Annotated in this window: 4 protein-coding genes; all 4 read left to right on the forward strand. The window is 69.8% G+C overall.

Going from position 1 to position 16015, the window contains the following annotated elements:
* Nucleotides 1–57 precede the first annotated feature (57 nt).
* From OVA31_RS04230 to OVA31_RS04245, 4 genes are read left to right on the forward strand one after another with little or no spacing between them, the layout of a single operon-like run.
* Nucleotides 58–13839: an amino acid adenylation domain-containing protein gene (locus OVA31_RS04230; RefSeq protein WP_267629851.1), complete on the forward strand. Its 13782-nt coding sequence runs from the start codon at nucleotides 58–60 to the stop codon at nucleotides 13837–13839.
* Nucleotides 13836–14096: an MbtH family protein gene (locus OVA31_RS04235; protein ID WP_267629852.1), complete on the forward strand. Its 261-nt coding sequence runs from the start codon at nucleotides 13836–13838 to the stop codon at nucleotides 14094–14096. The genes OVA31_RS04230 and OVA31_RS04235 overlap by 4 nt, the downstream gene beginning before the upstream one ends.
* Nucleotides 14089–15177, forward strand: coding sequence for an ATP-binding cassette domain-containing protein (locus tag OVA31_RS04240; protein WP_267629853.1), 1089 nt, complete (start codon nucleotides 14089–14091; stop codon nucleotides 15175–15177). Before OVA31_RS04235 ends, OVA31_RS04240 begins: the two co-directional genes overlap by 8 nt.
* Nucleotides 15177–15956: an ABC transporter permease gene (locus OVA31_RS04245; RefSeq protein WP_267629854.1), complete on the forward strand. Its 780-nt coding sequence runs from the start codon at nucleotides 15177–15179 to the stop codon at nucleotides 15954–15956. The genes OVA31_RS04240 and OVA31_RS04245 overlap by 1 nt, the downstream gene beginning before the upstream one ends.
* The last annotated feature ends 59 nt before the right edge of the window (nucleotides 15957–16015 follow it).

The raw sequence follows: 16015 nt of genomic DNA on the forward strand, positions 1-16015 counted from the left end.
AGACGGCCGACGCACCGGCAACCCGCCGAGCCAACAGCCGACCAGAGGGAGGACCGCGTGACCACCGACAACGCCATCCGGACCGACATCGGTCACATCGCCCCCCAGGGCGCGATCCCGATGACCGCCGCACAGCGCGGCATCTTCTACGCCCAGCAACTCGATCCCGAGGTGCCCATGTCGGTGGCGGCGTTCGCGGAGTTCCGCGACGATGTCGACGCCGACGTCATGGAGAGCGCGGTCGCCGCCACGGCGCACGAGACCGAGTCGGGACGCCTGCGGCTGATCGCCACCGACGACGGCGAGCCCGTGACTCTCGTCGACGACGACCGGACGATCATCCTCGGCCGCCGGGACTTCTCCGACGCCGACGACCCGCGGGCCGCGGCGATGGCCTGGATCGACGATCACCGGTCACATGCCACCGACCTCTACAACGACGAGCTGCTGCAGACCTACCTGCTGCGCCTCGGCGACAAACACCACATCTGGTACTGCTGGGGCCACCACCTCGCCTTCGACGGCTATGCCGCGATGTACATGATGATGCGCGTCGCCCAGCACTACACCGCGATCGTCGGCGACGGTGAGGTGCCGCCCGCCCAGATCGCGTCGATGGCACAGATCGCCGACTTCGACCGGGAGTACCGCTCGTCCGAGGCCTTCGCCGATGACCGGCGCTACTGGGCCGACCACCTCCTCGACGACACAGGCGCCCTCCCCGAGATCACCTCCCTCTCGACGGCGACCGCGGCGGCGGCTCCCACCGCCACCGTGCGGGCGCACACCCTCCCCCAGCCCCTCGTCGAGCGCATCCGTGAGATCGCCCGCGATCACACCGTCCGGCCCGCCTCGGTGATCACCGCGGCGGTGGCCGTCTACCTCGCGCGTTTCGCCGATCGCGACGAGGCGATGCTGAGCCTGCCGGTCGCCGCCCGCGACCGCGACATCCTGCGGACGTCGGCCGGCCTGACGTCGAACGTCGTGCCGGTGCGCGCCCGCATCGACGCACCCGGTGAGCAAGAGGTCACGCTCGGCGAGTTCCTCCGCACGGTGAATGCCGACGTCAAACAGGCTGTGCGCCACCAGAAGTTCCGCCACGAGGACATCACCGGCGACGTACTCGGGTCGCCCGGCGGACGTCGTGGCTTCTTCGGGCCGATGGTCAACGTGATGCTGTTCTTCGAGCACATCGACTTCGGCACGCTGCGCGGCGAGCTCAACGTGCTCTCCACCGGACCGGTCGAGGACGCGTCGATCAACGTCTACGACGGTTTCACCGGCGGCATGCGCCTCGACCTCGAGGCCAATCCGAATGTCTATTCGCCCGAGGAGATCGAGCGCCATCACGACCGGATCGTCTCCTTCGTCGAGCGGTTCGTGCTGGCCGATCCCGGCCGACCGGTCACCTCGATCCCGTTGATCGCCGACGACGAGGGACCCGTCGCCCGCCGATTCGCGACCGGCGACGCCGTCGATCTCGGCGACACCACTCTGGTGGACCTCCTCACCGACTCGTTCGGGAGCCACGCCACGCAGACCGCGATCATCGACGTCGACGGCGAATCCCTCGACCACTCGGAGTTCGCCGCCCGCGCCCGGTCGGTGGCCGAGGGCCTGCGTGCCCGCGGCATCGGACCCGAATCGGTGGTGGGCGTCGGCCTCCCGCGCAGCGTCGAACAAATCGTCGCGTTGCACGGGGTGACCCTGGCCGGCGGGGCATTCCTGCCGGTCGACCCTGCCGAACCCGCGGCCCGTCTACAGCACATCCTCGACACCGCGCGGCCCGCCGTCGTGATCACCCCGGACGGCGCCGCCCTGCCCGACCACGATGTCGACACCGTCGGTCTCGATGAACTCCGGACCGATGCCCATCCCGGCCGCGGTCGCCACGCGGTGCACACACCCCGCGCCACGCAACTGCACGCCGATCATCCCGCGTACGTGCTGTTCACCTCGGGTTCCACCGGAAAACCCAAGGGCGTCATGATCAGTCACCGGTCGATCGTCAACCGGTTGTCGTGGATGCAATCCCGGTACGGCCTCGACAGCACCGATCGCGTGCTGCAGAAGACACCGGCCACTTTCGACGTATCCGTCTGGGAGTTCTACTGGCCCATGATCACCGGGGCGACGATGGTGATACCGAGCCCGGACGGCCATCGCGACCCGTGGTATCTGCGCGACGTGATCGCCCGGCACGCGGTCACCACCACCCACTTCGTCCCGTCCATGCTCTCGGCCTTCGCCGCCGCACACGGCGGGGACGACGGAGTGGTCGACGATCTGCGGTCACTGCGCCGGATCGTCACGAGCGGCGAGGCACTCACCCCGGAAGCCGTCGCGGCCCTCGGACGTCTCACCGACGCACCGGTCCACAATCTGTACGGCCCCACCGAGGCGGCCGTCGACGTCACCTTCCACGACCACTGCGCATCCGATGCCGGCGCGGTGCCCATCGGCGCGCCCGTCTGGAACACGACGGTCCAGGTCCTCGACCACCGACTGGCGCCCCAGCCGATCGGCGCGATCGGTGAGCTCTATCTGGGCGGCGTCCAGCTCGCGCGCGGCTACCGCAATCGTCCCGATCTGACGGCCGGCCGGTTCGTGGCCGATCCGTACGGCACCGGCACTCGTCTCTATCGCACCGGCGATCTGGTCCGCCGCCGCGCCGACGGCGAGCTGGAGTACCTGGGCCGCAGTGACTCTCAGGTGAAGATCCGCGGACAGCGAGTGGAACTCGGCGAGATCGAGGCCGCGTTGAGCAGCCTCGACGGCGTCCGCGCCGCCGGCGTGGTCGTCCGGGACGACGTGGTCGCCGACTCAGCCGCCGTCGTCGGCTATGTCAGCGGCGACGATCTGTCCGACCGCACCCTGCGGACCGAACTCGCCGACCGTCTCCCCGAGCACATGGTCCCGACGACGATCGTCGTGCTCGACGATCTGCCCACGACCGCCAACGGCAAGCTCGACCGGCGCGCGCTGCCCGCACCGCCGCGGCCCGACTCCGCCGAACATGTGACACCGCAGGAGCCGATCGGCGAACTCGTCGCCGACACGGTCGCCGCGGTGCTCGGCACCGACGGTGTCTCGATGTCGGACAACTTCTTCACGCTCGGCGGCAACTCGCTGTCGGCGACCCGTGTGGCGGCCCGACTCTCCCGCGCGATCGGACGACGGATCGACCTGCGCACCGTGTTCGACAGCACCGATCTCACCGGCATCGCCGACGCCATCGCCGCGCTCGGGGTCGACGAGCAGACCCTGCGCTCCGGCGCTGTCCCCCACGATTCGGCCCCCGAGCGCGTCGACGGCCCCATCCCGCTCTCACCCGCCCAGTACCGCCTGTGGCTCGCCGCCCGCCTCGACCCGGAAGCCGCTGCCACCTACAACATCCCGTTCACGGTACGACTGGTCGGCGAGCTCGACGTCGATGCGCTCCGGGCGGCATTGAACGATGTCGTCGGACGCCACGAGCCGTTGCGGACGACGGTGTCCGAGCGGGAGGGCATCGCCTGTGCCGAGGTCGCCGACGCATCGGAAGCCCATGTCACACTGGACGTCTTCGACGCCACCGCAGGCGACCGGGCCGAGATCACGAGTGCACGCGAGTATGCCGCCGCGCCGTTCGAGCTCGTCCGGTCCCTGCCCATCCGGGCCCGCCTGGTCCGGACCGGCGACGACGACCACCGGCTGACCGTCGTCATCCACCACATCGCCGCGGACGGATGGTCCCTCGCGCCGCTCGCCGCCGACCTTGCCGCCGCCTACCGCGCACGTCGCGACGGGTCCGAGCCCGACTGGCCCGCCCTGCCGCTGACCTACTCACAGGTGAGCGCGGCACGCCATGCATGGCTGACGGATTCGGGCCCCGACTCGCCCGTCGAGGCGGATCTCGAGTACTGGACCGAGCGCCTGGCCCACTCCCCGCGCGAGACCGAGCTCCCGTTCGATCGTCCCCGTCCGCGCACTCCCGATTCCGCCGGTGCCACCCTGCACGCCGGGATCTCGGCGCCCCGCCATCGCGGATTGCGAACGCTGGCCGCCGAGAACGACGCCACCACCTTCATGGTGCTGCACGCCGCGGTCGCCGCCCTGTTGCGCACACTGTCCACCTCGTCCGACATCGCGGTCGGCACCCCGGTCTCCGGTCGTGGCGACGCCGAGATCGACGGTCTGGTGGGCATGTTCGTCAACACGGTTGTTCTGCGCACCGAGGTGAACAAGGGAGCCGGCTTCACCGACCTCCTCGCCGACGTCCGCGGTCGCGACCTGGAAGCCTTCGCGCATGCGGACCTTCCGTTCGACCGCCTGGTCACCGACCTGAACCCGGATCGGTCGGGCAACATCCATCCCTTCTTCCAGGTCTCGGTCGCCGTCGAGGACAGCTCGGCGATCGAGCTGGAGTTCGCCGGACTGAGCGCGACCGCGTCGCGTGTGGAGATCGGGCAGACGAAGTTCGATCTGCAGTTCACCTTCACCGAACACACCGACGCCGACGGCCATCCCGGCGGACTGGGCATCGACATCGATTACGCGACGGCACTGTTCGACCGCGAGACGATCGCCGGCCTGTCGGCACGACTCGTCCGGCTCATCGACGCCGTCACCGCCCGCCCCGAGATCTCCATCGGTGACATCTCCCTCCTCGACCCGCACGAGCAGCTCGACCTCGTGCCGGCGGTCGGTGCGGGCAGGCGGCCGGTGGAGCACCTGAGCCGCATCCTCGCCCGCGCGGTCGACGCCGAACCCGACCGGGTGGCCGTGAACGACGGCACGTCGGTCTTGACCTACCGCGAGCTCGACGCGGCGGCCAACCGTCTGGCGCGGCTGCTCATCGCGCACGGCGCCGGTCCGGAACGCTATGTGGCCGTGTCGTTGCCGCGTAGCGCCGACTGGATGATCACCCTGTGGGCCATCACCCGCACCGGTGCCGCGTGGGTGCCGGTCGACCCGAACTACCCGCCGGAGCGCATCGCGTTCATGGTCGGCGATTCCGGCGCCCGACTGCTCGTCACCGACACGGAATCCGCCCCGTCGGACGAGGTCGCCGACGATGGCGATCCGGGCCACGACCTCCACACCGTGATCCTCGACGATCCGGCCACCGACGCCGCGCGAAAGGCTCTGCCCCACGGTCCGATCCGCGCAGGCGAACTCGACGGACCCACGTCCGTCGACCATCCCGCCTACCTGATCTACACCTCGGGCACCACCGGCACCCCGAAGGGCGTGGTGGTCAGCCACCGCGGTCTCGCGGACTTCGCCGCGCAGCAGGTCGTCCACTTCGGCCTCACCCCGCGCTGCCGCACCCTGCATCTCGCGTCCCCGAGCTTCGACGCCTCGGTCCTCGAGGTGCTGATGGCGGTGTCCGCCGCGGCGACGATGCATGTCGCGCCGCCGACCATCGTGGGTGGCGCAGAACTCGCCCACCTGATGCGCTCGGAGCGGATCACCCACGCGTTCCTCACCCCTTCGCTGCTGACCACCATGTCGCCCGAGGAACTCCCCGATCTGGCCGCACTGGTCATCGGCGGCGAACATCCCAATCCAGAGGTGGTGCGGCGCTGGTCGGCCGGGCGGGCGTTGTTCAACGCCTACGGCCCGACCGAGACCACGGTGGTGGCGACGATCTCCGAGGACATCACCCCGGACGCCCGTGCCCTCACCATCGGCCGCCCGATCCGAGGGATCGCCGCCATGGTGCTCGACGAACGGCTCCAGCCCGTCGCGCCCGGTGCCGTCGGCGAGCTGTACATCGCGGGCCCCCACCTGGCCCGGGGCTACCACGGTGTGCGACCGCTGACCTCCAAGAGTTTCGTCGCCAATCCGTACGGCGACCCGGGCGACCGGATGTACCGCACCGGCGATCTGGTGCGATGGAACACCGACCGCGAGTTGGAGTTCCGCGGTCGTGCCGACCATCAGACCAAGATCCGCGGCCATCGCATCGAGCTCGGTGAGATCGATGCCGCGCTGGTCACCGACGACGCGGTGCGGGCGGCGGTCACCACCACCACCGGTGAGGGCGCACAGGCCCGACTGGTGTCATACGTGACCATCGAACCGGCCCGGACCGACGGTGCCGCCGCGCCGGCGCCCGGGGACACCGCCCGGGCGATCCGCGAACGGCTCGCCCGCCGCCTCCCCCGGCACATGATCCCGCACACGATCATCGAACTCGACGAGATCCCGACCACGCCGATCGGCAAGGTCGACATGCGGGCACTGCCGGATCCCGCGACCGCGGACGGCTCGACCGTCGGCGGCGTGGACCATGTCGCGCCACGTACCGATACCGAACGCACGGTCGCCGCCATCGTCGCCGACCAGCTCGGCCTCGACACCGCCGACGTCGGGCGCAATCACGACTTCTTCGATCTCGGCGGGAACTCGTTGTCCGCCACGCAGATCGTCGGGCAGCTGGAACAGATCGGCGGGCGCCGTATCGCGGTCCGCGACATCTTCGACCACTCGACCATCGAGGAGCTGGCCCGGCTGGCGGCGCCGGCCGACACCGACGCCGACTACGCCGACCATCGGCCACTGGCCACCCTGCATCACGACGCCGACCTCGTCATCGCTCCCGGACCGGCACAGCAACAGCTCTGGTTCCTCAACCAGCTGGCCCAGGACCCGACGGGCACCGACGCCGAATCGGGGACGGCAGGCCAGTACAACATCGCCTTCGCGCTCGACCTGCGCGGCGACCTCGACGTCGCGGCCCTCGATGGCGCACTACGCCACGCGATCGACCGGCACGAGCCGTTGCGCACCATCTTCCCGGCCCACGACGGTCACCCGGTCATCGACATCCTGCCCGCCGACGCGATGTCCTTGGCTCTGACGCCGACGGAGATCGGCGGCGGCGAATGGGTCACTGCGTCGGAGCAGTTGGCCCGCACGGCCTTCGACCTCACGACCCAGGCACCGATCCGGGTGATGCTGCACCGCATCACCGATCGAGTGGCCGGGGACCGGGAGGCGGAGTGCCTACACCACAAGCTGACCATCGTCGTGCATCACATAGCTGCCGACGGATGGTCTATGGCGCCGCTCGCGCGTGACATCGCCGGCGCCTACGCGGACCTGCGAGACGGTCGATCACCGTCGCAGGCCGCCCTTCCGGTCGGCTACCGCGACTATCTCCGGTGGCAGGCCGAGAATCTGGAAGGCCGGCTCGACGAGCTGGCCGGGTGGTGGGGTCGAGAACTCGACGGTCTCGACTCCACCCCCATCCTGATCCCCGAGCCCGCATCGGACGCGGAGTCCGCGGACGCCGACCTCACCACTGCGGCGGCGGACGTCGTCGAGGTGGAACTCGACGGTGCGCTGCGCTCGGCGCTCGGCGCCATCTCCGACGGCCGGACAACGGAGTTCATGACGATCCACGCCGTCTTCGCCGCGCTCCTGCACCGGCTGCACGCCGATCCCGACGCACATATCGGCGGAACCCCGTCGGATGTCGTCATCGGCACCCCGGTGGCCGGTCGCACCGACCCGCGGCTGTCCGATCTGGTCGGCATGTTCGTGAACTCCGTCGTGCTCCGCACCCCGGTGGACGGTTCGGCCGGGTTCACCCACCTCCTCGACGAGATCCGACCTCGCGATCTCGAGGCGCTCTCGCAGGCCGACATGCCGTTCGAGAACGTGGTGGCGACGGTCAATCCGCCTCGTACGGGCCGGCATCCGATCTTCTCGATCGCACTCGCGTTCGACGCGGTGCCCGGAGTCTCGAATTCGACGCTCGGCGTCGACGTGCACCTCGACGGACTCGAGGTGACCGCGGAAGAGGTCGAGACCGGTGCTGCCCGCTTCGATCTCGAACTGCGCCTGCGTGGCGACAAGGCCCGGTTCACCTACGCCACCGACGTCTTCAGCCGCCCCCGTGTCGAGGCGATCGCCCGCGGCCTGGTGGAGATCACCCAGCAGATCGTCGCCGACCCCGAGCGACCGATCGACGATCTCCCACTGTCGGTCGACGGACCGGAACCCGTTGCGGCGCTGGCAGAGCCATGCCATCTGGCCGACATCCTGCGATCCACCGTCGCCGAGCATCCCGACGCGATCGCACTGCGCGACGGCGATACGTCGTTCACGTATGCAGAACTCGACCGACGCGCCGCACGCTGGGCCAATCGCCTGAGCGTCCTGGGAGTCGGCGCCGAGGACGTGATCGCGGTGGCATTGGACCGGTCCGCGGAATCGGTGGTCGCCACCTGGGCGGTCACCCGCACCGGTGCGGCCGTGCTCCCGCTCGATCCTCGCTACCCGTCCGATCGCGTCCGGCACATGCTCGACGACGCCCGGGCCGTCGTCGGGATCACCGGTCCGGACCGGTTCGGTGAACTGCCGCATCATCTCTGGTGGCTGACCACCGACGAGCTCGACCTGCTGACCGCCCCGACCGACAGCGCAGACGTCTGTGCCGACGACGTCCGGCGGAACCCGGACACCGTGGCCTACATCGTCTACACCAGCGGCTCGACGGGGAAGCCCAAGGGCGTCACCGTGACCCACCGCGGTCTCGCGGCCTACGCCGCCGCGCAACAGCAGAACGGCGAGATCGCCGAGGGCGACCGCACCCTGCATTTCGCCTCACCGGGCTTCGACGCGTCCATGCTCGAGTTCTTGATGGCGTTCGCCACCGGCGCGACCATGGTCGTCGCCCCGCCGTCGATCTACGGTGGCGACGAGCTCGTGGAGTTCATGGCGAGCGAGCAGGTGACCCACGCGTTCATCACCCCGGCCGCACTTTCCGCCGCGACCACGTCCGACCTCCCCGCACTGCGGGTTCTCGGCGTCGGTGGCGAGGCGTCGAGCCCGGCCCTGGTGGCGCAGTGGGGCGCCGACCGGCGCTATCTGAACCAGTACGGGCCCACCGAGACCACGATCGTCTCGACTATCTCCCGGCCACTGCGTCCCGGCGACCCGATCACCATCGGGACCCCGATTCCCGGCTGCAACGCCCTCGTCCTCGACCATCGGCTGCATCCGGTGCCGTCGATGGTGCCCGGCGAGCTCTACCTGTCCGGACCTGGGGTCGCACGCGGCTACCTCGGACGCCCGGACATCACCGCATCCCGATTCGTCGCGGCGCCGGACGGCTCCGGCACGGTGATGTACCGAACCGGCGACATCGTGCACCGCGCCCCCTCCGGATCGCTCGTCTATCGCGGCCGCACCGACAATCAGGTGAAGGTGCGGGGCTTCCGCATCGAGCTCGACGAGGTGTCCGGCGCACTCGCCGAGCACCCCGACGTCGACTTCGCGACCACGCTCGTCCGCGGCACCGGGGCCGACGCCGTGCTGGCGTCATATGTGACGTTGCACGAGCACACCGATCCGGCGTCGGCACCCAGCGGTACCGATCTCCGGAACACGGTGCGCGGGCGGCTCCCCCGCCAGATGGTGCCGTCGTCGGTCACGGTGCTCGACCGGATCCCGTTGACCACCAACGGGAAGTTGGACCGGTCGGCGCTGCCCGAGGCGGTGACCGTCGCCGATCCGGGTGGCCGCGCACCGTCCACCGCGGCGGAGACCTCGATCATCGAGATCCTCGCCGACGTGCTCGGCGTCGACGCCGGAGCCGTCTCCGCAGACGACGACTTCTTCGGCCTCGGGGGCACCTCGCTCCAGGCGACCACCGTGGTCGGTCGGCTGAACAACGTCTACCCGTCGGTGGACTGGCGGGTGCGGGACATCTTCGACACCCCGACGATCGCCGGGCTGGCCGGGATGATCCCGCCCGATGCGGTGGCCGCTGCGATGCCCGCACCTGCGGCGCCGGCTGCCGATCGGCCTCGACCGACCCGGGTACCGCTGGCACCGGTCCAGCGCCGCCTGTGGTCGCTGGCACGCACAGCTCCGGACGCCACCGACTACCTGATGCCCTTCGCGGTCCGCCTCACCGGCACTCTCGATCCGGAGATCCTCCGCGACACCCTGATCGACCTCGTGAATCGGCATGCGTCCCTGCGCACCATCTACCCGGTGGTCGACGACACACCCGTCGGTGTGGTGCTCGACGACGCGTCCGACATCGTCGGCGATCTCATCCCGATCGCGGCCGACGACGCCATGCGCGATCGCCTGCTCGCACCGATGGATGTCACCACCGATGCGCCGATGCGCGTCGCGGTCATCGAACACGCCCGCGACGACCACACCCTGGTGCTCGTGATCCACCACATCGCCGCCGACGGCGCCTCGCTGCCGGTACTGATGGGCGACCTCGTGACCGCCTACACCGAGCGCTTCGACGGACGCACACAGATCTGGCCCCCGGCGATCGTCGACTACCGGGATTACGCATCCGAGGTCGCAGGCGACGGAGGCGTCTCGGATTCCTCCGACGCGGATCGGCGCTACTGGGCCGACGTCCTCGCCGGCGCACCGGCCGAGACGACGGTCCCCGTGTCGTCCCCGGCCGACCGACCCGACGGCGGCGAAGGAGCGTCGGTGGTGACCGCGGTGGACGACGACCTCCGCGTCGCGCTCGCCGAGTTCGCCCGTGAACGCTCGACGACACCGTTCGCCGTGCTGCACACCGCACTCGCTGTTCTGCTGCATCGCCTCGGGCTCGGAGACGACCTGGTCATCGGCACCCCGGTGGCCAACCGCGCACCGCGTGGCTCCTCGGCCGGCTACGAGCATGTGGTCGGGATGTTCGTGAACACCCTGGCGCTGCGCACCCGCCTGACACCCGAGGAATCGGTGACGCATCTGCTCGACGCGACGCGAGCCGCCGACCTCGAGGCGCTCGACCATCTCGACGCGCCCTTCGACGACGTCGTCACCGACGTCAACCCCACCCGCGAGATCGGCAGGCATCCCCTGTTCCAGATCGCGTTGTCGGTGCACGACTTCGCCGAGTCCTCGCTCGCGGGTGGCGGGTCGATGCCGATGACCGACGGGCTCACGCTCGGGCTGTCCGAGATCGGCACGCGCACCGCGAAGTTCGACATGCAGTTCACCGTGACCGGGATGGCCCCGTCGGCATCCGAGGCGGCGGTCGAGCTGACCTACGCGACTGCGCGGTACTCGAAGGCGGATGCCGAGCAGATCGTCACGCGACTGCTGCGCGTCGTCCGCGCATTCATCTGCGACCCGGGCCGTGCGGTCGGGGACATCCGGATCACCGACCCGCTCGAGGTCGCCGCGGTCAGTCCCGCCACCGGCCCGGACGCGGCGCCGCAGGCCTCCTTCGGCGAACTGCTCGCCGACGCCGTCCGGCGCAATCCGGAGGGCTGGGCCGCGGTCACCGACGGCGATGCGATCACCTACGCCGACCTGGACGCACGGTCGAACCGCCTGGCCCGGGTCCTGCTCGGACGCGGGGTCGGTGACCGGCCGGAAACGGTTGTCGCGATGGCCATCCCCCGATCGATCCAGGCCATCGTGACGATCTGGGCGATCATCAAGTCCGGCGCCGCGTATGTACCGGTCGACCCGACCTACCCGCCCGATCGAATCCGCCACATGCTCGACGACAGCGGAGCATCCATGGTGGTCACCACGTCGTCGAGCCGCGCGGGCTTCGGCGACGACCTCCACGTCCCCCTCCTGGTCCTCGACGACCTGTCGACCCGGACCCGGTTGGGCCATTCCTCGCCAACCCCCATCCGGGAGAGCGAGCTGGCCGCGCCGGTGCGCCCGGATCAGTTGGCGTACATCATCTACACCTCGGGTTCCACCGGCAGGCCGAAGGGCGTACTGGTCCCGCACAGCGGACTCGCGGCCGTCCACGCGGAACTCCGGACCCGGATGCACCCGGACAACGAATCACGCGTCCTGCACTTCGCCTCGCCCAGTTTCGACGCGTCGGTGCTGGAGTTCCTCATGGCCGCCGCCGGCGGTGCGGCCCTGGCCATCGTGCCGCCGGGGATCTACGGGGGCACCGAACTCGAACGCTTCATCGAGCGCCATCAGGTCAGCCACGCATTCATCACCCCTGCCGCGGTGGCCACCATGGACCCGGCCGCGGTGCCGCGCCTGCGCGAGCTCGCCGTCGGCGGCGAGGCCTTCGGCTCCGAACTGGTCCGCCGCTGGGCGCCCGGCCGCATGATGTTCAACGTCTACGGTCCCACCGAGACCACCGTGATCATCACCGGTAGTACGGCATTGGACCCGGGCGGGCCGCTGACCATCGGAACCCCGAACAACGGGGTCGGTGCCCTGGTGCTCGACCGGCGACTGCACCCCGTTCCCACCGGTGTGGTCGGTGAGCTCTACCTCATCGGCGACCAGGTCACCCGCGGCTATCACCGGCGGCCACAGCTCACCGCGTCCAGGTTCGTCCCGGCGCCGATGGTCACCGGGGACGCATATGCCGGTCAGCGGATGTACCGCACGGGCGACCTGGTGCGGTGGACCCCGGACGGCCGCATCGAGTACGTCGGCCGCGCCGACAACCAGGTGCAGGTCCGCGGGTTCCGGATCGAGCTCGGGGAGATCGACGATGCCCTCGCCGCACATCCCGCAGTCGATTTCGCCGTCACCGTGGTGGACGAGTCCTCCGGCGCCCCGACGTTGCGCAGTTACCTGACCACCTATCCCGGCGCGACGATGGACATCGACGACATCCGCGCCCATCTCGGATCACGGCTGCCGCGGCACATGCTGCCGTCGTCGATCACCCGGCTGGACGAGGTACCGCTCACGCCGACCGGCAAACTCGATCACTCCGCGCTGCCGGCCGCCTCCGGGGCGTCACCGTCACGCACGCCGCGTCCGGGCATCGAACAGCAGATCGCCGCGGTCTTCACCGATGTACTGGCGCTCGACGAGAACTCGGTCGGCGCCGACGACGGCTTCTTCGATCTGGGCGGCAACTCGCTGATGGCCACCACCGTCGCCGCCCGACTGGGCGACCTGCTCGGCTGCGAGGTGCCCGTTCAGACGCTGTTCGCGGCGCCGACCGTCGCGGAGCTGGCCGCGGTGACCGAGAGCGCGGGCCGCCGGGCCGGTGCCGATCCCGATGGCGCGCCGTCGATCACCGGCATCGGGTTCGATCCGCTGCTGACGCTGCGGCGGGCACCGGCGACCGCGGAGCCGACTCAGCCACCACTGTTCGTGATCCACCCGGCGATCGGTCTCTCGTGGAGCTTCGCGTCGCTGCTACCGCACGTGGCATCGGACCGAGCGGTCTACGGACTGCAGAATCCAATGCTCACCGGTGGGCCTGCGGCACAGACCATCTCCGAGCTGGCGGCCGACTATGTGGCCCGAATCCGCACGGTCGCCCCGCACGGGCCCTATCACCTGGTGGGCTGGTCACTCGGCGGACTGATCGCCCACGAGGTGGCGATCGCGCTGCAGGCGGCAGGCGACGAGGTGGCGCAACTGGTGCTGCTGGACTCGTTCGTGCTCGCCGACCGCCCGGACCTCACGACCGAACCGTCGGTGGCGGAACTGCTGGCCGAGTTCGGCATCGCCGCCGCCGACGACGGGCGCGAGCCGTCGGTCACCGAGGCATGGCAGGCCGTACGCGCCGCGGGCGGCCCCCTGGCCGGACTCTCCGAAGCCGACTTCGAGGCCGTCCACCGGACGTTCCGGCACGCGACACCACTCGCCGCCCACTGGCGCCCCGGCACGTTCCGAGGCGACATGACGTTCGTGACGGCGGCCGGTGACCCACCGCCGGGGCGACCCGCGGTGGACGACTGGCGCGATCACGTGAGCGGCGAGATCGCCGAGACCGTGGTGCATTGCACGCACGCGCGGATGCTGCTGCCCGAGAACGTGACCGGATTCGCGGCTGCGATCGAGGGTACGGCAGCACCCGCCACCACAGATCTGAACACCGATGACGGAATCGCCACCGAGGAGGAAGCATGACTAATCCGTTCGACGACACCGAAGGGGTGTTCTTCGTGCTGGTCAATGACGAAGGGCAACACTCGCTCTGGCCCGAGTTCGCACCGGTACCGGAGGGTTGGCGCACCATGCACGGCCCCGCCGGGCACGACGACTGCCTCGCCTACGTCGAGGAGCATTGGCGAGACATGCGGCCGGCCAGCCTGATCCGGGCGATGGAGTCGGCCGCGGCAGCAAAGGAGAGCGAGGACCGCATTGGGACGGCACAGCATGATTGACGCCACCGATCACACCGACGACATCGACGGCACGGACACCGAGGGCACCGGCGACACGCGCGCCCTCCGGCTGACGGGCGTCCGGAAGACCTACCGTTCCGGACTCTTCGGGCGCGGGCCGCGGGTCCATGCACTCGACGGTCTGGACCTGACGGTTCCCACCGGAACCGTCCACGCGCTCCTCGGACCCAACGGCGCAGGCAAGACCACCACGGTCCGGACCGTCGCGACCCTGCTCCGGCCGGATGAGGGAGAGGTGGAGGTCTGCGGACTCGATGCGGTGGCCGAACCGGACGCCGTCCGTGCCCGGATCGGCGTCTCCGGCCAATATGCCGCCGTGGACGGCACTCTCACCGGTTTCGAGAATCTCCGCCTGGTCGGCCAGCTGTACAAGCAGTCGCGCGGCGAGGCCTCCGATCGTGCCCGCGAACTGATCGCGGACCTCTCGCTCGAGGACGCCGCCGACCGGCCGATGCGTACCTACTCGGGTGGCATGCGCCGCAGGCTCGACCTCGCGGGCGCGCTCATCAACCGACCCGAACTGATCATCCTGGACGAGCCGACCACCGGTCTCGATCCCCGTGGTCGGCGTCAGATCTGGGAGGTGATCGAGACCCAGGTGGCGGCCGGTACGACCGTGTTGCTGACCACCCAGTACCTCGAAGAGGCCGATGCGCTTGCCGATGCCATCACCGTCATCGACCACGGGCGCGTGCGGGCACAGGGCACCGCCGACGAGCTGAAATCGACCACGGCACAGTCACTCCTGACCATCGAGGTTCGCGAGACCGACAATTCCGACGAGCGATCCGGCCTGGTGGCCACCACCCTCGCCGAGGTCGGACTCGGGATGCCGAGCCGGCTCGGACCCAACCGCTGGTCGGTGCCGGTCGCCGACGGCACCCGAAGCGGCGTGGATGCCGTGAAGATCTGCGACCGCGCCGGGATCGACGTGGTCGACGCCGAGGTGACCACGCCGACCCTCGACGACGTGTTCCTGCGTCTCACCGGCAGACCCGAGGACGACGATCCTGACGCAGGCCCGGCCGCGGCCCGCACCGAACGATTGGAGCGAGTGTGATGTTTGCCGACACCGCCGTCATCGTCGAACGCAATCTCCTGACCGTCCGACGTATCCCGACCCTGCTGGTGAGCGCCACGATCCAGCCGCTGATGTTCGTGTTCCTCTTCGCCTACGTGTTCGGCGCCACCTTCGGCGGCGGATCGTATCGAGAGTTCCTGATGGCCGGGATCTTCACCCAGACCGTCGTCTTCAATGCCGCATTCACCACGGTCGGCCTGGCAAACGACATGTCCGACGGCATCATCGACCGGCTCCGGTCCCTGCCGATGTCCCGGCTCGGCGTCATCGCGGGCCGAGTCACCTCGGACATGCTGCTCGGGATACTCGGACTCGCGGTGATGGTGGCCTGCGGGCTGGCCATCGGCTGGCGCGTCCGCGGCAGTCCGCTCGACGCGGCCATCGCGTTCGGGGTCCTGTTGCTGTTCGCCCTCGCGATGGCCTGGATCGGTGCGGTGACCGGATTGGCTGCACCCAATGTCGAAGTGGCCCAGAGCATCGGGTTCCTGTGGATGTTCCCGGTGACCTTCCTGTCCAGCGCGTTCATCTCGGCGCAGAGCCTGCCGGGATTCCTCCGGCCGATCGCGGAGTGGAATCCGGTCACCGCCGTCGCCACCGCCTGCCGCCAGAAATTCGGCAATGCCTCGCCGCCCGATTTCCCGGCACCAACCGGCTGGGTCGCCGAACACGCGGTGAGCTACTCGATCGGCTGCAGTGTCGCCATCCTGGCGATCTGTATCCCGTTGTCGCTCATCCTCTACCGCAAGTCCACCGCGTAGGCGTTCAACCCGGCGTCCCACATGGGCGTCCCCGCGTCGGCTCACGCCGGCGCGGGGAC

The sequence above is a fragment of the Gordonia sp. SL306 genome (genome assembly GCF_026625785.1).
In the GTDB taxonomy this organism is placed as follows: domain Bacteria; phylum Actinomycetota; class Actinomycetes; order Mycobacteriales; family Mycobacteriaceae; genus Gordonia.

What these genes read in the sequence shown, in the direction of transcription:
- OVA31_RS04235 (WP_267629852.1), top strand. Translation starts at nt 13,836, where the DNA reads ATGACTAATCCGTTCGACGACACCGAAGGGGTGTTCTTCGTGCTGGTC.
- OVA31_RS04240 (WP_267629853.1), top strand. Translation starts at nt 14,089, where the DNA reads ATGATTGACGCCACCGATCACACCGACGACATCGACGGCACGGACACC.
- OVA31_RS04245 (WP_267629854.1), top strand. Translation starts at nt 15,177, where the DNA reads ATGTTTGCCGACACCGCCGTCATCGTCGAACGCAATCTCCTGACCGTC.